General features: G+C 65.6%; 19 protein-coding genes. 4 read left to right on the forward strand and 15 right to left on the reverse strand.

Annotated features, from left to right (window positions below; translation table 11 throughout):
* Positions 1-109: 109 nt before the first annotated feature.
* The gene (locus tag HELO_RS14300; protein WP_013333356.1) at positions 110-2,683 is read right to left on the reverse strand and encodes an ABC transporter permease; all 2,574 of its coding nucleotides are present in this window, start codon (positions 2,681-2,683) and stop codon (positions 110-112) included.
* Complete coding sequence (locus HELO_RS14305) at positions 2,680-3,399, reverse strand: ABC transporter ATP-binding protein (RefSeq protein ID WP_013333357.1); 720 nt, start codon at positions 3,397-3,399, stop codon at positions 2,680-2,682. The genes HELO_RS14300 and HELO_RS14305 overlap by 4 nt, the downstream gene beginning before the upstream one ends.
* Between HELO_RS14305 and HELO_RS14310 the strand changes: the two genes are divergently transcribed.
* Positions 3,398-4,084 carry an arylesterase gene (locus HELO_RS14310; protein WP_013333358.1) on the forward strand — a complete coding sequence of 229 codons (687 nt, stop codon included), beginning with the start codon at positions 3,398-3,400 and terminating at the stop codon, positions 4,082-4,084. The genes HELO_RS14305 and HELO_RS14310 overlap by 2 nt on opposite strands.
* A gap of 31 nt (positions 4,085-4,115) precedes the next feature.
* Here HELO_RS14310 and HELO_RS14315 read toward each other — a convergent pair whose 3' ends face one another.
* Both HELO_RS14315 and HELO_RS14320 read right to left on the reverse strand, forming a co-directional pair.
* Positions 4,116-5,012 carry a DMT family transporter gene (locus tag HELO_RS14315; protein ID WP_013333359.1) on the reverse strand — a complete coding sequence of 299 codons (897 nt, stop codon included), beginning with the start codon at positions 5,010-5,012 and terminating at the stop codon, positions 4,116-4,118.
* A gap of 134 nt (positions 5,013-5,146) precedes the next feature.
* Positions 5,147-5,416 carry a SelT/SelW/SelH family protein gene (locus HELO_RS14320; RefSeq protein ID WP_013333360.1) on the reverse strand — a complete coding sequence of 90 codons (270 nt, stop codon included), beginning with the start codon at positions 5,414-5,416 and terminating at the stop codon, positions 5,147-5,149.
* Between the two features lie 229 nt (positions 5,417-5,645).
* Between HELO_RS14320 and HELO_RS14325 the strand changes: the two genes are divergently transcribed.
* The 3 genes from HELO_RS14325 (at position 5,646) to HELO_RS14335 (ending at position 7,973) form a co-directional block, all read left to right on the forward strand.
* Positions 5,646-5,843, forward strand: a complete 198-nt coding sequence (locus HELO_RS14325) for a PA3496 family putative envelope integrity protein (RefSeq protein WP_013333361.1) — start codon at positions 5,646-5,648, stop codon at positions 5,841-5,843.
* A 142-nt stretch (positions 5,844-5,985) separates the two neighbouring features.
* Positions 5,986-7,647 (forward strand): energy-dependent translational throttle protein EttA, encoded by a 1,662-nt coding sequence (gene ettA / locus HELO_RS14330; RefSeq protein ID WP_109637500.1) that lies wholly within the window; start codon positions 5,986-5,988, stop codon positions 7,645-7,647.
* Positions 7,648-7,853: 206 nt separating this feature from the next.
* Entirely contained in the window at positions 7,854-7,973 is a 120-nt protein-coding gene (locus HELO_RS14335; RefSeq protein ID WP_109637502.1) for a DUF2254 domain-containing protein, read from the forward strand.
* 60 nt (positions 7,974-8,033) lie between these two features.
* Here the strand turns inward: HELO_RS14335 and lpxL are convergent, their stop codons facing one another.
* The 11 genes from lpxL to ftsB form a co-directional block, all read right to left on the reverse strand.
* Positions 8,034-8,954, reverse strand: coding sequence for an LpxL/LpxP family Kdo(2)-lipid IV(A) lauroyl/palmitoleoyl acyltransferase (gene lpxL, locus HELO_RS14340; protein WP_013333364.1), 921 nt, complete (start codon positions 8,952-8,954; stop codon positions 8,034-8,036).
* Positions 8,955-8,973: 19 nt separating this feature from the next.
* Positions 8,974-10,074 carry an alanine racemase gene (alr, locus tag HELO_RS14345; RefSeq protein WP_013333365.1) on the reverse strand — a complete coding sequence of 367 codons (1,101 nt, stop codon included), beginning with the start codon at positions 10,072-10,074 and terminating at the stop codon, positions 8,974-8,976.
* Positions 10,075-10,287: 213 nt separating this feature from the next.
* Positions 10,288-11,280 carry an RNA polymerase sigma factor RpoS gene (gene rpoS, locus HELO_RS14350; RefSeq protein WP_013333366.1) on the reverse strand — a complete coding sequence of 331 codons (993 nt, stop codon included), beginning with the start codon at positions 11,278-11,280 and terminating at the stop codon, positions 10,288-10,290.
* Positions 11,281-11,548: 268 nt separating this feature from the next.
* The gene (locus HELO_RS14355) at positions 11,549-12,664 is read right to left on the reverse strand and encodes a peptidoglycan DD-metalloendopeptidase family protein (RefSeq protein ID WP_317616175.1); all 1,116 of its coding nucleotides are present in this window, start codon (positions 12,662-12,664) and stop codon (positions 11,549-11,551) included.
* Complete coding sequence (locus HELO_RS14360) at positions 12,648-13,634, reverse strand: DUF368 domain-containing protein (RefSeq protein ID WP_041602170.1); 987 nt, start codon at positions 13,632-13,634, stop codon at positions 12,648-12,650. The genes HELO_RS14355 and HELO_RS14360 overlap by 17 nt, the downstream gene beginning before the upstream one ends.
* Complete coding sequence (locus HELO_RS14365; protein WP_013333369.1) at positions 13,631-14,311, reverse strand: protein-L-isoaspartate(D-aspartate) O-methyltransferase; 681 nt, start codon at positions 14,309-14,311, stop codon at positions 13,631-13,633. The genes HELO_RS14360 and HELO_RS14365 overlap by 4 nt, the downstream gene beginning before the upstream one ends.
* The gene (gene surE / locus HELO_RS14370; protein ID WP_013333370.1) at positions 14,298-15,044 is read right to left on the reverse strand and encodes a 5'/3'-nucleotidase SurE; all 747 of its coding nucleotides are present in this window, start codon (positions 15,042-15,044) and stop codon (positions 14,298-14,300) included. The genes HELO_RS14365 and surE overlap by 14 nt, the downstream gene beginning before the upstream one ends.
* On the reverse strand, positions 15,019-16,146 hold the full coding sequence (gene truD, locus HELO_RS14375) for a tRNA pseudouridine(13) synthase TruD (protein WP_013333371.1): 1,128 nt from the start codon (positions 16,144-16,146) through the stop codon (positions 15,019-15,021). Before truD ends, surE begins: the two co-directional genes overlap by 26 nt.
* Positions 16,139-16,621 carry a 2-C-methyl-D-erythritol 2,4-cyclodiphosphate synthase gene (gene ispF, locus HELO_RS14380; RefSeq protein WP_041602626.1) on the reverse strand — a complete coding sequence of 161 codons (483 nt, stop codon included), beginning with the start codon at positions 16,619-16,621 and terminating at the stop codon, positions 16,139-16,141. Before ispF ends, truD begins: the two co-directional genes overlap by 8 nt.
* 7 nt (positions 16,622-16,628) lie before the next feature.
* Positions 16,629-17,357 (reverse strand): 2-C-methyl-D-erythritol 4-phosphate cytidylyltransferase, encoded by a 729-nt coding sequence (ispD, locus tag HELO_RS14385; protein ID WP_013333373.1) that lies wholly within the window; start codon positions 17,355-17,357, stop codon positions 16,629-16,631.
* Positions 17,357-17,653: a cell division protein FtsB gene (gene ftsB / locus HELO_RS14390; RefSeq protein WP_013333374.1), complete on the reverse strand. Its 297-nt coding sequence runs from the start codon at positions 17,651-17,653 to the stop codon at positions 17,357-17,359. The genes ispD and ftsB overlap by 1 nt, the downstream gene beginning before the upstream one ends.
* Positions 17,654-17,805 lie beyond the last annotated feature (152 nt).

The following is a 17,805-nucleotide window of genomic DNA, read 5'->3' on the forward strand; positions in this document are numbered from 1 at the left end:
TTACCTCCTCTGTAATCTGGGCAGAATGCGTCCTGCCAGTCTAGGCTTTGTTCGCACAGTGTCTACGCTCGGTTATACGACGTTGAAACTCTGCTCAACATGCTCCGGGTCAGGTCTCGCCGAGCAGGCCAAGGCTCGCCGCCGGCGCTCGACGCCGCAGCCCGCGCGAGAGCCACTGACCGATCCCCCCGACCAGCAGCACGCCGCCCAGCGGCAACCAGGCCCACAAGGCGGGATGCCAGCGTGGTGCCAGGTCCAGCCAGGCCATGTAGATCCCGGCGGCGGCCAACTCCGCCAGCACGGCGGCCAGCAGGCCGCTGGCCAGTCCCAGCAGGGCGAACTCGGCCCCCTGAATGCGCGACAACAGCCGGTCGCCGGCGCCGAACACACGCAGCAGCCCCGCCTCATGCGCCCGGACCGGCAGGCTCGCCACCAGGGCGGCGTAAAGGACGCTGACACCGGCCAGCAGCACGAAGACCAGCACCAGTTCCACTGCCCGGGTCACCTGGTCGAGCACCTCGCAAACCCGCGACAGGATCGACTCGACATCGAGCAGTGTCACCGCCGGGAAGTCACGCATCAGCTCCCGCAGGATGCCGCGTTCGCCATCATCGAGATGGAAGGCGGTGATGTAGCTGTGGCCGAATGCTTCCAGTACGCCAGGCGGGAAGATGACATAGAAGTTGGGGCGGAAACTGTCCCAATCCAGATCTCTCAGGCTGGCGACGCGCCCCTGCAATGTTTCGCTGCCGATCGTGAAGGTCAGGGTATCGCCGAGCGTCAGCCCCAGGCGCTCGGCGAGTCCGCTCTCCAGCGAGATCGGCGCGACGGGATCGGCGGCGACGGCACCCAGCCAGCCTTTGGCCGCTGATGTCGACGGCAGCGAGAACCATTCGCCGGCCACCAGCCGATTGCCGGTCGGCAGCTCGTCACTCCAGGTCAGGTTGAGCTCGCGGCGCAGGGCATTGTCGCCACGCGACGCTTCCGGAACCACTTCGCTCGGCGGCTGCCCCTGGATGGCGGTGATACGCCCGCGCACCATGGGGTATAGCGCACTGCGCGACTCGGTGGCCCCGGCCAGCGCTGTCTCGAAGGCATCGCGCTCGGTGGGTTGAATGTTGATGGCGAAATGGTTCGGTGTATCTTCGGGCAATTGCGCCTGCCAGGTATCGAGCAGATCGCCACGTACCAGGGCGATCATGCCCATGGCGAACAGTGCCGTCGCGAAGGCCAGCAACTGACCGAGACTGGCCGTGCGACGCCGCGCCAGTTGCTGTCCGCCCAGCCTCAAGGCTCGCCACAGGCCATCGTGGGATACCGTCTGGCGTGGCAGCCGTGCGCAGAGCCTGGCCAGCAGGGCGAGCAATGCGCTGCCCAGCCCCCAGAGCACCAGCAAGGCCGCCAGCCCGCCGAACAGCAGCCCCATGGCCAAGGCGATATCGCCGGAGTACAGCCACAGCAGGCCGCCGAACACACCGGCCGCCACGATCACCACCCACCAGGCCGAAGCCGGCAGCGGATCGAGCTCCCGGCGCAGCACCTTCAGGGCGCTGACGCGGCGCAGTCGCAGCAGGGTCGGTCCGGCGAAGCCCGCCAGCACTGCCAGCGCAGTAAAGACGCCCATGCCCAGCGGCAGAATGCCCGGCGGCGGCAGCTCGATCGGCATGACCGCACCCAGCCGGGCCAACAGCGCCGCCTGCCCGGCCAGCCCCAGCACGGCGCCGAGCAGCGAGGCCGCCAGGGCCAGCCACAAGAGCTGCAGCACGAAGATCCACACCAGTTCGCGTTGGCTGGCACCAAAGCAGCGTAACAAGGCCGCGGTGTCCAGATGTCGCTCGACGTAACGACGCGTCGCCATGGCCACGGCGACCCCGGCCAGGAGTACCGCAGCCAGTCCTGCCAGACTCAGATAACGGTCGGCACGCTCCAGGGCGCTGCCCAGCCGGGGCCGATCCTGGCGTACGTCCCGCACCTCGACGCCTTCGCCGCGCAATCGCTCGAGCAGCGGCACGACCTGTTCCACCGACTGCGCCGGCCCTGCGGCCAGCAGCTCATACTCGATGCGCGAGCCTTCCTGCACCAGCCCGGTGGCCGGCAGGTCATCGACATGCATCATCAGGCGCGGGTTGAAGCTACCGAAGCCAGCCGAAGGATCGGCCTCGCGCTCGATCACCGCGCCGACGCGGAACTCCCCGCTTCCCACCCGCAGGCGGTCACCGGCCTCGACATCCAGCAGCATCGCCAGACGAGGCGCGACCCACACTTCGCCACGCGGCGGCCCGGCGGCCACTTCCTCGACCTCGCCGCCCCGCGAGATGCGCGAGACGCCATAGTGCGGATAGACATCATCCACTGCCTTGAGGCTGACCGATTGAAAGGCATCGCCCCGGCTGACCATCGACACCATGTCGACCTGGTCGGACAGCGTCAGGCCCGCCGCCTCCAGCGTCTCGCGCAGCTCGGCCGCGAAGGGGCGGGACTGTTCGAGCACCACATCACCGCCCAGCAGTTGGCCCGCCTGGCGGGTCAGCCCCCGGTCGAGGCGATCGAGGAAGAAGCCGATCATGGTCGAGGCGGCCACCGCCAGCGCCAGCGCCACGAACAACGCTCGTACATCGCCGGCTCGCAGGTCGCGCTTGAGGCCGCGCCAGGAAAGGCGCAGCAGACGGGTCGGATCGTTCATGCGCCGACCTCTTCGCGGGCCATCTCGACGAGCCGGCCATCCACCAGACGCAGGCAGCGATCGCAGCGACGCGCCAGGGCATGGTCGTGAGTCACCAGCACCAGGGTGGTGCCGGCCTCGTGATTCAACTCGAACAGGGTGTCGATGATGCGCTCGCCGGTCGCCGGATCGAGGTTTCCGGTGGGTTCGTCGGCGAAGACCAGTTCGGCGCCCGTAACGAAGGCCCGAGCCAGGGCGACGCGCTGCTGCTCGCCGCCGGATAGCTGCTTGGGCAGATGATCGAGGCGTTCTCCCAGGCCGACCCGGGTCAGCCAGTCCCGGGCCCGCGACTCGGCATCCGTCACCGCCGTGAGCTCCAGTGGCATGAGCACGTTCTCCAGCGCCGTCAGGGTCGGCAACAACTGGAAGTTCTGGAACACGAAACCGACCCGACCGGCGCGCAGCCGTGCCCGACCATCCTCGTCCAGCTCATTCAGGGCCTGGCCGAACATCGCGAGCCTGCCGGCGCTGGGCGCGTCGAGCCCGGCCAGCAGGCCAAGCAGGGTCGACTTGCCTGCCCCGCTCTGACCGAGGATGGCCAGGCTCTCGCCGGGCAACACCGCGAGATTCAGATCCTTCAGGATGGTCAGATGCCGTTCGCCGCTGACGACCTGCTGGGTCAGGCCCTCGGCGTGTAGAATCGGCTCAATGGCATTCTCGTGCGAGGAGATGGACATGCGGCAGCGTTCCCCCGTTGATCGAGTTCACAACCCCCATCGGCGGCTTCTATGGCGCATCTGTCTGGCCCTGATGCTATGCCTGATGGTGGGCCCGGTACTGGCTGCGCCACGCCCGCTGATCCTGGTGATGGGCGATAGCTTGAGCGCCGCCTACGGTATCGAACGCCAGGACGGCTGGGTCAGCTTGCTGACCGATCGCCTGGCAGGCAAGGCCCGGGTCGTCAACGCCAGCATCAGCGGCGAGACCACCGCCGGCGGCAAGACCCGGCTGCCCGAGCTGCTGAGACAGCATGACCCGGACATCGTTCTGCTCGAACTGGGCGGCAACGACGGCCTGCGCGGGCTGCCGCCCGCCCAGATGCGCAGCAATCTGGCGGACATGATCGAGGCCAGCCAGGCATCCGGCGCCGAGGTGGCACTGCTTGGTATCGACATTCCGCCCAACTATGGCCAGGCCTATCGCGAGGCCTTCACCGGGGTCTTCACGGCGCTCGCGGAGCGTTACGAGGTTCCCCTGCTGCCCTTCATGCTCGACGACGTGGCCCTGCACGACGAACTGATGCAGGACGACGGCATCCACCCCACCGCCGCCGCCCAGCCACAGATACTCGACAACGTCTGGCCGGTGCTTGCCCCGCTGCTGGAGAACTCGGGTGCCGAACTCGCCGAGCGCCAGGGCTGAGCCCATCCAGGCCGAACTTCAAGACCGAACGTCAAGATTTAGCCTCGGCAGGCTCGGCCGGTGTCTTCTGCCGTTGCTGCAGGCCGAGTCCGCCGAGGATCAGTACCAGCCCCAGCAGCGTCGAGGGCAGGACCGGCTCGCCGACGATGAAGAACAGCAGTACCAGCGAGATCGGCGGCGAGAGGAAGATCAGGTTGGAGATCCTGGCGGTACGCGAGACCGTGCGCATCGCCAGTTGCCATAGCACGAAAGCGATGCCCATCTCGAACAACCCCACATAGATGCCGGCGGCAAGCCCGGTGGCACCGACCCACTCCACCTCGGGGCCCAGCAGCAGGATCAGGGTGAGCACCGGCACGCCGACGCTGAAATTCTGCCATTGCGCCACCAGCGGCGAACGCCGGTCGCGGGTGTTGAGCAACCAGTACAACGCCCAGATCAGCGTCGAGACCAGCGCCAGGCCGACGCCCAGCGGATCGGCGAAATCCACGTCGAGCACGCGCCCCCGGGTGGCGATCACCCAGACCCCGGAATAGGCGATCAGGCCGGCCAGCACGTCCATGCGCGTGAGTCGCTGACCGAGTATCGGTACGGCGAGAAAGGCCATGGTCAGCGCCCAGGTGTAGTTGAGCGCCATGGCTTCCTGGCCCGGCAACCGGTCATAGGCCGCGAACAGCACCAGATAATAGGCCACCGGATTCATCAACCCGGCCCAGGCGGCGGTCCCCCAGCCATGGCTCAGGGCTTCCCGAAGCTGCCCGCGACGCAGCACCAGCATACCGATCACCGCCCAGGAGACCAGTGAGGCGATCCACATCAGGGTCAAGGGCGACATGTGGCCAAGCGCCACCTTGAAGGCCGTGGCCACTGTCGACCACAAGCCGACGGCTCCGATGCCATAGAGAATGGCGCGACGATCCGCTGTCATGAGTCTCTCCCTGTTCAGATATCAACGCTCAAGCCCACAAGGTCCCTCTCATGGCGCTTCGCGCGTAACTCGTGGCCCGTAGCCCGTAGCCCGTAGCCCGTAGCCCGTAGCCCGTAGCCCGTAGCCCGTAGCCACTATCGATCGACATGCCCCAGGTCGCGTTCCGGATCCAGCCGGTCGCGCACCATCCGCTTCAGAACCTTGCTGTCGGGAAAGCCGCCGTCGCGCTTGCGCTCCCAGAGGCTCTCGTCATCGAAGAAGATCTCGAAATGGCCGCCGTGGGAAGGCGCCAGCGCCACTTCCTCGAGCGCCTCGCCGAAGGTGGAAAGCAGCTCCTGCGCGTACCAGGCACTGCGCAGCAACCACTGGCACTGGGTGCAGTAGTGAATGCGTATACGGGACATACAACCTCGACTGCCGTATGGATTTCACTCCATGTTACCGCCAAGCGGAGACACCGGCACAGCGACAATCAAGCTCTTTTCGGCCACCTCGTCGCGTGCCGTTCTACAACAGGGCTTGCACTGTGCGAGATCTCGTCTTATATAGCCGGCAGATGCCCACGTTGATCGCCGGCTTGAGGCCCGGCACAGCGGGTGGCAAAGCCAGCGATTGGCCATGGGAGGAGTTCGCATGCGCCCCGATTCCCTTCACGACGAGTACTACGACGATTCCGAACAGGACGTCGACAACGATGCCGAAGCCACCCCAGAGCGACCGACCAGCCGCGCCGAGCGATTGCGTGCCCGACGCCGCCTGGAAGACCTGCTGGAGGAGCGACGCCTGCGCCGCGCCATCGGGGACGACTGGGACCTGGACGAAGAGGAATGACGACCGCCCCTCCATGGAAGGAGCGGTACGGGATATACGGACGCCCCACAGACGACGCGGTCTAGCCTTTCCATCGCCCGACCACTATCATCGGGGACCAGTGAGTGCTCCAACCCCGAACCTCCAACCCTAGTGAGATTCCATGGCGCAATACGTCTACACCATGAATCGGGTGGGCAAGGTCGTGCCCCCCAAGAAACAGATTCTCAAGGACATTTCCCTGTCCTTCTTCCCGGGCGCCAAGATCGGCGTGCTCGGCCTCAATGGCGCGGGCAAGTCGACCCTGCTGCGCATCATGGCCGGTGTCGACACCGAATTCGAGGGCGAAGCCCGCCCGATGCCGAACATGAAGATCGGCTATCTGCCCCAGGAACCCGAGCTCGACGACGACAAGAACGTCCGCGAGACCGTGGAAGAAGCCCTGGGCGAGATCAAGGAAGCCCAGGAGAAGCTCGACGCCGTCTACGCGGCCTATGCCGAGCCGGATGCCGACTTCGATGCCCTGGCCACCGAACAGGCGCGCCTGGAGAACATCATCGAGGCCGCCGATGCCCATAACCTGGAGCGCAAGCTGGAAGTGGCCGCCGAGGCCCTTCGCCTGCCGCCCTGGGAGGCCAAGGTCGGCAACCTGTCCGGTGGCGAACGGCGCCGCGTGGCGCTGTGCCGCCTGCTGCTCTCCAGCCCCGACATGCTGCTGCTGGACGAACCGACCAACCACCTCGATGCCGAATCGGTGGCCTGGCTGGAGCGCTTCCTGCACGACTACACCGGCACCGTGGTGGCCATCACCCACGACCGCTACTTCCTCGACAACGTGGCCGGCTGGATCCTCGAGCTGGACCGCGGCGAAGGCATTCCCTTCGAGGGCAACTACTCCCAATGGCTCGAGGCCAAGGAAAAGCGCCTCGCCCAGGAAGCCAAGCAGGAAGCCTCGCGCCAGAAGGCCATCAAGCAGGAGCTCGAGTGGGTTCGCTCCAATGCCAAGGGCCGTCAGGCCAAGAGCAAGGCGCGCCTCAACCGCTTCGATGAGCTGCAGTCCGGCGAATTCCAGCAGCGCAACGAGACCAACGAGATCTACATTCCGCCCGGCCCAAGGCTCGGCGACAAGGTCATCGAGTTCCACGGCGTCTCCAAACGCTTCGACGACAAGCTGCTCTACGAAGACCTGAGCTTTACCATTCCCCCCGGTGCCATCGTCGGCCTGGTCGGCGGCAACGGCGCGGGCAAGTCGACCCTGTTCAAGCTGATCGAGGGCAAGGAAACGCCCGACACCGGCGAAGTGATCAAGGGCGAGACCGTGGACATCGCCTATGTCGAGCAGTTGCGCGACGATCTGGACAACAAGCAGACGGTGTGGGAAGCGGTCTCCGACGGCCAGGACATCCTCAACATCAATGGCTATGAAGTCTCGTCCCGGGCCTATGTGGGACGTTTCAACTTCAAGGGCAACGACCAGCAGAAGCGCCTCTCGGATCTCTCCGGCGGTGAGCGCGGTCGCCTGCAGCTCGCCCAGACCCTCAAGCAGGGCGCCAACGTGCTGCTGCTCGACGAGCCGTCCAACGACCTGGACATCGAGACCCTGCGCGCCCTCGAGGAAGCCCTGCTGGCCTTCCCCGGCTGCGCCATGGTGATCTCCCACGATCGCTGGTTCCTCGACCGTATCGCCACGCACATCCTCGCTTTCGAAGGGGATTCCCACGTGGAGTTCTTCGAAGGCAACTACACGGAGTACGAGGCGGACCACAAGAAGCGCGTGGGCGACGATACCCCGCACAGGATGAAGTACAAGCGCATCGACGCTTGACCGGCTTCGCCGGTCGGCAGCCTTACGCGATAAGCTTCAAGCTGTGAGTTGACCCCCAAGGCCTCGTGCCTTTGGGGGTTTTTCATGGTTACCGACCCAGGTGGCTCGCCATGACAGTCGCCCATTCATCCGGCCCGCTGTCATTCATCGCTGTGCCGTAACAACCGTACTCACCCGACGGTGACCGCATATGGCGTTCCCTTGCGGTGTATACCGCCTGCGTCATGGTCCTGCATTGTCTGTCGCTGTTCGTCTACTTCATCCACAGCGTGTCACAGTCGATTCAGATCGATGCCGTCATCACCGGCCTGCATGCCGAACGGTAACCACCGCCCCATCGATCCACGGCATAGCGCTATCTGCCTGCTATGGAGTGCGCTCCTGGCTCACACATCGTATAGCTTGGGCTCGCCTTCGGGGCGGGTCTTGAAGCGCCGGTGCAGCCACAGGTACTGCTCGGGATGGCGGCGGATGGCGGCTTCGATGACGGCATTGATGCGGGCGGCGTCTGCCACATCGTCGCCGGAGGGGAAATCTTCCAGGGCCGGCAGGTATTCCAGGCGATAAGTGTAATCGTCGGGATTGCGATGAAAGATCAAGGGCATGACCGGCGCTCCGGTCATGCGGGCGATCTTGGCGGTGAGCTTGATGGTCGCCGCTTCCACGCCGAAGAAGGGAGCGAACACACTGGCCTCGCGACCGAAGTCCTGATCCGGCGAATACCAGACATGATGTCCCGTCTTGATGCGGCGTACCACGCCCCGCAGGTCATGTCGGTCGATGGCGGTGCCGAAGATGCGGTTGCGCGCCCGGGTCATGAAACGCTCGAACAGGGCGTTGTCGTGGGGCCGATAGACCACGTCGGCGGGAAAGAACAGCGAATGCAGGGCGCCGCCGAGATCCAGCGTCGAGAAGTGAATGCCGATGATCAGCGCGCCCTTGCCCTCGGCCTGCACCCGGGCCATGTGTTCCTGGCCTTCGAAGACGACGCGATGACGCAGGTGCTCGGGGTCGCGGCACCAACCGGTGGCCGTCTCCAGAATGCCGATGCCGTTGGCGATGAAGGCATCCTTGACCAGCCGCTGCTGCCGCGCCTCATCGAACTCCGGAAAGCACAGCTGGATATTGGTCTCGGCAATGCGGCGTCGCCGCTTGGCAAAGCGCCAGGCGGCAAGCCCGATGAGCTTGCCGACCCAGAGCTTGAGTCGCCAGGGCAGCCAGGCGCCGACATGCATGGCACCGATCGCCAGCCAGGTCGGCCAGTAACGGGGATGAAGAAAGCGACTCGAGGAAGCTTGCTCGGACATGGGGCTCTCACACTCGGATTCAGCCGCTATGATACCGCCTGGGCACCCTCGGCAGCACCCCGGTCAGCAGCGTATAGCTGATGGTATCGCAATGGCGGGCCACCTCGTCCACCGAGAGCACCTCGCCATTGGCGGCACGGCCCCATAGCACCACCTCGCTGCCGATATCGGCCTCGGGAATATCGGTGAGATCCACCGTGAGCATGTCCATGGAGACCTTGCCGACGAGGGTCGTACGACGCCCGGCGACCAGAGCCGGTGTGCCGTCGATGGCATGACGGTCGTAACCATCGCCATAGCCGCAGGCCACCACACCGATGCGCGACGGGCGCGGTGCCCGCCAGCGCCCGCCATAGCCGACCGGCTCGCCTTCATCGAGGTCACGCACGGCAATGAGCTGTGAACGCAGGGTCATCACCGGCTCCAGCTCGCGACTCGCCGAGTTGGAGGCCTCGAGGGGATCGCTGCCATAGAGCATGACGCCAGGACGATTCCAGGCTCCATGACTCTCCGGCCGGGCCAGGGTCGCCGGCGAATTGGCCAGGCAGGTAGGCGCATTCAGTGTCTCGGCAAGTGCGTTCAGGGTGCGCATCTGGTGCTCGAAGTAGGCCGTGTCGGCATGATCGGCGGTAGCGAAGTGGCTCATCAGATGCAGATCGCACGCCTGCGCCGGGGCCGCGCTCAGGCGCGCCCAGACCGACGCCGCCCGTTCGGGAGCAAATCCCAGGCGATGCATGCCGGAATCGACCTTGACCCAGGTGGGAATCGGCTCCGCCGGTCGATGGGAGAGCAGCGCCTCGACCTGCCAGTCGCTGTGCACCACCGTCCCCAACTTCAGCGCTTCCACCCGCGCCAGCTCATCGGCCGAGAAGATCCCCTCCAGCAGGACGATCGGTGCCGTGATGCCACCTTCGCGCAGGGCTTCCGCCTCTTCGAGGCAGGCCACGGCAAAGGCCGGCGCCAGCCCTTCCAGCGCTCGGGCGCAGGGCACCAGGCCGTGGCCGTAGGCATCGGCCTTAAGGACCGCCAGCGACCGGCTGGTCGGCGCCAGGTCCCGGGCGAGACGGTAGTTGTGGCACAAGGCATCGAGGTCGATGTCGGCACGCAGGGGTCGAGCCATGAGTTACTCCAGTGGGGCGGGATATTTGTTCGATGCTTCCCTAATCGGCGATCGTGCATCAGCATGCCACGCCTGCTGCCGAACAAGGATCCAAATTCTCTACGCCATACAGGACATAACACCAATATTACAAAAAATGCCAGACCATCATTCTTTTAAAAACAAAAAAGCCAGGACATAGCCCTGGCTTTTCCGCTTTATCTTGGCGCGAGATCACTCGAAGATGGCGTCCAGATCGAGCCCTTGCTTGTCGAGCATGCGGCGCAGTTTCTTCAGCGCCTCGACCTGGATCTGGCGCACGCGCTCCCGGGTCAGGCCGATTTCCTCGCCGACCTGTTCCAGCGTCGAAGCCTCGTGGCCACGCAACCCGAAGCGTCGTACCACCACTTCGCGCTGCTTGTCCGTCAGCTCGGCCAGCCAGTCGTCGACATGCTGCTTGACATCGCCGTCCACCAGGGTCGATTCGGGGCCCAGGTCGTTGTCGTCGGTAAGCGTCTCGATCAGGGGCTTGTCGCTTTCGCTGCCCACCGGGTAATCCACCGAGGACACCCGCTCGTTGAGTCCCATCATCCGCTTGACGCTCGCCACCGGCTTGTCGAGATGATCGGCGATTTCCTCGGCGGTGGCTTCGTGGTCGAGCTTCTGGGTCAGCTCACGCGCTGCCCTCAGGTAGATGTTGAGTTCCTTGACCACATGGATGGGCAGACGAATGGTGCGGGTCTGGTTCATCAGGGCCCGCTCGATGGTCTGGCGAATCCACCAGGTGGCGTAAGTGGAAAAGCGGAAGCCTCGCTCGGGATCGAATTTCTCGACGGCGCGAATCAACCCCAGATTGCCTTCCTCGATCAGGTCGAGCAGGGTCAGGCCACGATTGAGATAGCGCCGCGCGATCTTGACCACCAGACGCAGATTGGACTCGATCATCCGCGAACGCCCCTGCGGGTCGCCCTGGCGAGCGAGACGCCCGTAGTGGACCTCCTCCTCGGGCGTCAGCAGCGGCGAGAAGCCGATCTCGTTGAGGTAGATCTGCGTGGCATCCAGGCTGTGATGGTGGTGGCGATCCTCGCGGCTGAGCGCCTTCTCGAAAGCCTCGTCACTGTCATCGGCCGCGCCGGCTTCTATCTCTACCGTCTCGACGGCATCGTCATCCGCCTCGGCGGCCGATTCCAGATTCACATCCTGAAGGTCCCGTTCAAGCATGCTCATCGATTACTACCCCATGGTTGCGGCTGGACATCGTTCATCACGCTGATCACGATCAATGCCCGAGATTATTATTGTATGACGCTCCGGTGGCGATACGAGGGAAACACTGTATAAACGCCTACGCATGCAAGTCGCTGCGTTACGCGGTGCTCAAAAGCTCGCCTAACCTCATGTTATGTCTCGCTTTCTGTGCTCCGAGCGTCTTGCGCTTCACTATGCTCGGCTATTTATTCAGCATTTCCCGAGAGAGGCTCGCTGGACACGCCATTCAACGTGCAGGCAGATACTCCAGGGGATCCTGAGGCTGGCCGTCCTTGCGAACCTCGAAATGCAGCCTGACATCCTGGGCATCGCTGTCGCCCATGGTAGCGATCACCTCGCCGGCCTGGACAACGTCATTCTCCTTCACACGCAAGGTGTCGTTGTGGGCGTAGGCACTCAGGTACTCGTCGTTGTGCTTGAGCAGAATCAGGTTGCCGTAACCGCGCACCCCGCTTCCCGCATAGACCACGATGCCTGGCCCGGCTGCCTTGACAGGTTGCCCCTTTTGACCATCGATATCAATGCCGGCGGTGATACTGTCGCCTTCACCGTAATTGCCCACGACACCGCCATCGGTCGGCCACTGCCAGGGCACCTCGTCCACCGGGGTATAACGACGCGGCTCATTGCTTTGCGTGTCCTGGGAAGCCGTGGCGGACTCGGTGCGCTCCTCGGTCGCGGCGGTCTCGCTCGACGAGGACTCGGTATCGGCGCTCTCGTCGGTTTCGGAGCCGGTGGACTCGCTGTCACCGCTTTCGCCTTCGTCGTCGGCCGTCGCGCTGTCATCGGAGGCCGCGTCATCCTCGGCGGATGCCACCTTTTCGCCATCCTCGTAGACGGGCCCGGGTGCACCGGCATTCGAGCCATCCGCGTTCGCCGAGCCGTCGGAGGCGGCGTCCTCGGGCAGCAGCCAGTCCAGCGAACCATCCTCGCCGCCACTGGTGCTCCCGCTCTGGGTGCCGCTGGTCACGGCACCGGCGGCCGCCACGCCACTGGCCACGGCTGTTCCCCCATCGGCACCGCTCCCGGCTTCGCTCGACGCAGTCGCTCGACCGGCCGAGCCACCATTGCCGCCCAGCACCAGCCGCTGACCAGGCTGGATATTGTAGGGCGGGCCGATGTTGTTCATCTCGGCCAGGTCGCGATAATCCATGTCGTGTCGCCAGGCGATCCCGTACAGGGTGTCACCGGACTTGACGGTATATTCGGCGGGTGTCGACGCCGCCCGGCCGGCCGACAGGTCCTCGACCTGTACCGGCGGTGCCTCGCTCTGGGATGTGGCACAACCGGCCAGTGCCAGCGCAAGCCCCGAGATCAGCAGCCCCTTATGCATTGGAACCATCCTCCTTGTCCTTGTCTACGCTATCACGCCCACCGGCTCGTGGGGTATCGGTGCCGCGGTTGAAGCGATCAACGCACAGCACCAGCCCGGCGCCGACCAGCATCAATGCCAGCACGGCCGGTAACTGGACGGGATCACCGGTGACCACACCGAAGTTTCCCGGGGTCAGATAATGATACTCCAGCGGGATCATCTGCCCATCCGGCCCGAGCTGGTAAGACGCCAGTTGACGCCAGGGCCAGAGGGTCGGCAATGATCCCAGAATAAAGCCAACCAGCATCTGCAGCGTGGCGCCATGGCAATGCCGAAGCAACCAGGACAGCAGACGCGAGAAGACGAACAGCCCGAGCAGGCAGCCGCCGCCGAACACGGCGAGCAAGCCCACGTCGAAATTCCGCACGCCTTCCATCACGGTGCCATAAAGCCCCATGGTCAGCAGCAGAAAACTGCCGGAAACTCCCGGCAGCAACAATGCGCTGATGGCGATGGCGCCTCCCGCCGCCAGCATCAGGTTCATACTGCCCAATTGCGATACCCAGGGCATCAGGGCAGGCAGCCATTGCGCCAGCAGCAGTCCGAGGACCAGCGGCACCAGGTACCACCATCGCCACGCCACGGGATGACGCCAGACCACCAGCGCCGAGGCCGCCACCAGGCCGAAGAAGAAACCGTCGAGCAAGCGTGGCTGCGCCTCCATCAACCACACGACCAGATGGGCGACGCTGACCAGGCTGAGTGCGATGCCGACCAGCAGAGGCACCAGAAAACGCAGGTTGAGATACTCGACCAGAGCGGCCAGCCCCTGGCGGCGCCATACGACGATGGCCTCCGGGCCGAAACACTTGATGGTGTGGATCAACTCTTCGTAGATACCGGTAATGAAGGCGATGGTACCGCCCGAGACTCCGGGCACCGCATCGGCGGCTCCCATGCCGGCACCCTTGAGCAAGAGACCAAGATGACGCTTCAACGAATGACTCCTTCCAGCAACGGTACGAAACGTACCGGCTCCAATCTCTCTCGCTCGAACTGATTCCCGTTGCGGCGTACCCGCACGAGCCACTGTCGACCGCCCTTGTCCGCCACCGGGGCGATCATGACACCGCCATCGGCCAGTTGGGCCAGCAACGGCATGGGCATCTCGCTGGCGCAGGCCGTCAGCAGGATGACATCGAAGGGGGCCGCCTCGGGCCAGCCGTGTCCTCCATCGGCCAGTCGCAACTGGACATTGTCCGCTGCGAGCAAGCGCAGCCGTTCGCCGGCACGGCGGTGCAGTGCATTGATTCGCTCCACCGACCAGAGTTCCTCGACCAGCCGTGCCAATATCAGTGTCTGGTAGCCGGAGCCGGTGCCGACTTCCAGCACCCGACTCGGCTCGGCCTGGACGACCAGCTCGCTCATGCGCGCCACGATCCAGGGGCGCGACAGGGTCTGGCCGTGGCCGATGGGCAGGGACGTATCCTCGTAGGCGCGGTGGGACAGCGCCTCATCGAGGAAGAGATGACGCGGTGCCCGGGTCATCACCTCCAGCACACGCTGATCGCGGATGCCCTGGTAGGCCAGGCGCTCCACCATGCGGTTCCGGGTCCGCTGCGAGGTCATGCCGATCCCCTGCAGCAGAGCGGGGCGAAAATCAGGTGAGTGCATTCAGCCAGTCCTGCACGTCGTCGCGCGCTGCATGCCGGGTCAGGTCAGTCTGCAGCGGCGTAATGGACACGAAGCCGGCCTCCACGGCGGCGAAATCGGTATCCGGGCCATCATCGGCGTTCTCGCCCACCGGAGCAATCCAGTAACGCTTGTGGCCCCGCGGATCTTCCACTTCCAGGGGACGAGCCGCCGGCCCCCGGTAACCCATTCGGGTCACCCGGAAGCCACGCAGCTCCTCCCAGGCCAGGTCGGGCACGTTGACGTTCAGCAGGCTGCGGGGCGGCAACGAGAGCTGATCGGCGGCACCGACCAGGCTCGCCGCCACCCGACCGGCCGTATCGAAGTGATGGCGCCCCACCAGCGACATGGCAATGGCCGTCATGCCCAGGTTGCGACCTTCCATGGCCGCCGCGACGGTGCCGGAATAGAGCACGTCGTCACCGAGGTTGCCGCCATGGTTGATGCCGGAAATCACCAGGTCCGGACGCTCCGCCCAGACGCCGTTGACCCCCAGGTAGACACAGTCCGCCGGCGTGCCGTCGACGCTGTAGAAGCCGTTCTCCAGGGCGGACAGCGCCAGCGGCCGCGTCAGGGTCAGCGAATTGCTGGCACCGCTCTTGTCGCGGTCGGGCGCCACCACGCGCAGGCGGGCGTGCGAGACCAGTGCATCGTGCAGCGCCCTCAGGCCAGGGGCATGGACACCATCATCATTGGACAGCAGCAGTCGGCGCATCCGAAGCTCCTCGTTCGTCGTCCCCGGACGGGGACGGCTGGAAATTCAGGGTCGGGTGATCGATCAGTTCGCGCAATACCGAGGTGGCATAGGCCCCGGGCGGCAACTCGAATGACAGCCATATCGCCCCTTCGGCATCACGCTCGAGGCCTGGAGAGGCTAGACGCAGACGCAAGGGACGCCGTGCCATGCGTGCCCCGGCGCGTTCCAGGCCCTCGCAGAGCGGCTGGTGCGCCGCAAGCGCATCGCGCTCGAACGCCAGGGCCGCCTCCCGGGCCACCGATTCGCCGCATCCCCACAGCACCCCGCTGGGGTGGATATCCAGGCGCGCCGCCCTGTCGCGCAACTCTTCGTCGAGCCGTTCGATGACGAACTGGCTGCTCGAGCCCTCCAGGATCACGGCCTCGCCCTCGAGCGGCGAGCCCCATGAATCCCGCTCGATGCGCGCCGCCAGTTGAACGTTGAACAGATAGCTGCGCGCCGCCGAGAGCAGCATCCCCTGGGGGTCGTCACGCTTTCGCCAGCCGCGCGCCAGCAGCGATGCCGCCCGGTGCAGGTTGCGGCCATCGGGGCCGAAACGCTGGGGGCCGAAATAGTTGGGCACACCGTGCCGGCACAACCACGCCCAGCGCTCGTCCAGCCCGGGCGAGGTCGTGACCTCTCCGGTCAGCCGCAACCGAAAGCGATTGCCACGATGCGCGCCGCGTTTCAGTTTACGCGGATGCCGATGGGTCTCCAGCAGCGTCAGGGGCTGCCCCGCCAGGCGCGCCGGCAGGTCGGCCGGCATCTCGCGACCGGGCAGATGGACCGAGAACCACTGCCGGGTCACGGCAACGCGGTCCTTCAGGCCCGCATAGCCGATCGCGCGAGGCGCGACCTCGCAGGCCCGCGCCAGCTCCCGCGCCACCATGGCGGTGGTCATGTCGCGCTTCTCGACCCATAGCCAGAGATGCTCCCCCTGCCCTTCCGGCGCGAAGCCGAGGACTTCCTCCACCTGGAAATCCTCGGGGCGTGCCCGGTAGGCTCCGGGACAAGGCGGACCGAAACGGGCATCGAGGGCCCGCGGCCAGCGTGGCGGCCAGGCGGGACGCGTCTCAGTCATGCGCGCGCTCCGTCAGCAGAACCACCGCCTCGGCGGCCACGCCTTCTCCACGGCCGGTGAAGCCGAGCCGCTCGGTGGTGGTCGCCTTGACGTTGACCGCATCGCGCTCGATTCCCAGGTCCTCGGCGACATGGGTGACCATGGCGTCGATATGCGGCGCCATGCGTGGCGCCTGGGCGATCACCGTGGCATCCAGGTTGCCGACCTGCCAGCCCCGCTCGGCGACCAGCGCCATCACATGGCGCAGCAGCGCTCGGCTGTCGGCACCGGCCCAGGTCGGGTCGTCATCCGGGAAATGGCGGCCGATATCGCCCAGGGCGCAGGCGCCGAGCAGGGCATCGCAGACCGCGTGCAACAGGACGTCGCCATCCGAGTGGGCAACGAAGCCATGCGAGTGGGGAATGGCGACACCGCCGATCTTCAGGTGGTCACCTTCGCCGAAGCGGTGCACATCGAAACCGTGGCCGATTCGCATCATGATGTCAGCGGCACTCCTCATGGCCGGTTGGAACCGTCCCCGACGCCTGGGCGGCCAGGATCTGCCCGGCCAGGGCCAGGTCTTCGGGATGGGTGATCTTGAGATTGTCGCGACGCCCGGGGACCAGTCGCGGCGACAGCCCCAGGGCTTCCACCGCCGAGGCCTCGTCGGTCACCGCCACGCCTTCGGCATGCGCGCGTGCCAGGGCTCGGCGCAGCACCCCCAGGCGAAACCCCTGGGGCGTCAGGGCATGCCACAGGCCGGCACGCTCCTCGGTGTGCGCTACCCGGCCGGCAGCGTCGTCGCGCTTCATGGTGTCGGCCACCGGTGCGGCCAGCAGGCCACCGACGGGATCGTCGCGTACCACGGCGAACAGCCGCGCCAGGTCGGAGGCATCCACGCAGGGGCGTGCCACGTCATGCACCAGCACCAGCGCCTGGTCATCGGCGCCCTCGGCAACGATGGCCTCCAGGGCATTGACCACCGAGTCGACACGTTCCGCGCCGCCGTCGACCCGGCGCCAATCGCTGAATGGCACCCAGGCGGGGTCGAAATGGTCGTCCTCGGCATCCAGGCACAGGCACAGGCGCGCTTCAGGAAAGGCGGCATGCAGGCGTGACAGGGTATGCGCCAGGACGGTTTGCCCTCCCAGCGTCAGATACTGTTTGGGCCGATCGGCGCCCATGCGACGACCGCATCCCGCGGCGGGGACCACCAACCACGGTGTCGGCATCACCGAGCCGCCTCCCCATCTCCCGCATCGGGCACCCAGAAGAACTGCTCGTCGCTGCGCACCATGCCCACTTCATTACGCGCGCGTTCCTCGATGGCATCCAGGCCAGTCTTGAGATCCACGACCTCGGCGGCCAGGCGCTCGTTGCGCGCCCGCAATGGAGCATTCTCGGCTTCCAGGTTCTCCACGCGTTGCCCCACGTCGGCGAGCTCGCGCACACTGCCCTCGCCCAGCCACAGGCGATACTGCAACAGCGCCAGCAGTGCCACGAGCACGACGGCCAACCATTTGAGCATGCAAGAATTCCGTCAGCAGTTTGCAATGGCGGCATTATGCCATCTTCCCCCGCCGGCCTCATCCACGAAACGGCGCTCTCTGCCCCACCAGACGCAAGACGGCGACCAGGATATGTCCTGATCGCCGTGGTGACATCGTGCTTCACACCGTC

The sequence above is a fragment of the Halomonas elongata DSM 2581 genome, from assembly GCF_000196875.2.
GTDB lineage: Bacteria > Pseudomonadota > Gammaproteobacteria > Pseudomonadales > Halomonadaceae > Halomonas > Halomonas elongata.

What these genes read in the sequence shown, in the direction of transcription:
- ispD (WP_013333373.1), bottom strand. Translation starts at nt 17,357, where the DNA reads ATGCCGACACCGTGGTTGGTGGTCCCCGCCGCGGGATGCGGTCGTCGC.
- truD (WP_013333371.1), bottom strand. Translation starts at nt 16,146, where the DNA reads ATGACTGAGACGCGTCCCGCCTGGCCGCCACGCTGGCCGCGGGCCCTC.
- HELO_RS14315 (WP_013333359.1), bottom strand. Translation starts at nt 5,012, where the DNA reads ATGACAGCGGATCGTCGCGCCATTCTCTATGGCATCGGAGCCGTCGGC.
- surE (WP_013333370.1), bottom strand. Translation starts at nt 15,044, where the DNA reads ATGCGCCGACTGCTGCTGTCCAATGATGATGGTGTCCATGCCCCTGGC.
- HELO_RS14310 (WP_013333358.1), top strand. Translation starts at nt 3,398, where the DNA reads ATGCGGCAGCGTTCCCCCGTTGATCGAGTTCACAACCCCCATCGGCGG.
- rpoS (WP_013333366.1), bottom strand. Translation starts at nt 11,280, where the DNA reads ATGAGCATGCTTGAACGGGACCTTCAGGATGTGAATCTGGAATCGGCC.
- lpxL (WP_013333364.1), bottom strand. Translation starts at nt 8,954, where the DNA reads ATGTCCGAGCAAGCTTCCTCGAGTCGCTTTCTTCATCCCCGTTACTGG.
- HELO_RS14355 (WP_317616175.1), bottom strand. Translation starts at nt 12,664, where the DNA reads ATGGTTCCAATGCATAAGGGGCTGCTGATCTCGGGGCTTGCGCTGGCA.
- ettA (WP_109637500.1), top strand. Translation starts at nt 5,986, where the DNA reads ATGGCGCAATACGTCTACACCATGAATCGGGTGGGCAAGGTCGTGCCC.
- ispF (WP_041602626.1), bottom strand. Translation starts at nt 16,621, where the DNA reads ATGCGAATCGGCCACGGTTTCGATGTGCACCGCTTCGGCGAAGGTGAC.
- HELO_RS14320 (WP_013333360.1), bottom strand. Translation starts at nt 5,416, where the DNA reads ATGTCCCGTATACGCATTCACTACTGCACCCAGTGCCAGTGGTTGCTG.
- HELO_RS14325 (WP_013333361.1), top strand. Translation starts at nt 5,646, where the DNA reads ATGCGCCCCGATTCCCTTCACGACGAGTACTACGACGATTCCGAACAG.
- HELO_RS14305 (WP_013333357.1), bottom strand. Translation starts at nt 3,399, where the DNA reads ATGTCCATCTCCTCGCACGAGAATGCCATTGAGCCGATTCTACACGCC.
- alr (WP_013333365.1), bottom strand. Translation starts at nt 10,074, where the DNA reads ATGGCTCGACCCCTGCGTGCCGACATCGACCTCGATGCCTTGTGCCAC.
- HELO_RS14365 (WP_013333369.1), bottom strand. Translation starts at nt 14,311, where the DNA reads ATGCACTCACCTGATTTTCGCCCCGCTCTGCTGCAGGGGATCGGCATG.
- HELO_RS14300 (WP_013333356.1), bottom strand. Translation starts at nt 2,683, where the DNA reads ATGAACGATCCGACCCGTCTGCTGCGCCTTTCCTGGCGCGGCCTCAAG.
- ftsB (WP_013333374.1), bottom strand. Translation starts at nt 17,653, where the DNA reads ATGCTCAAATGGTTGGCCGTCGTGCTCGTGGCACTGCTGGCGCTGTTG.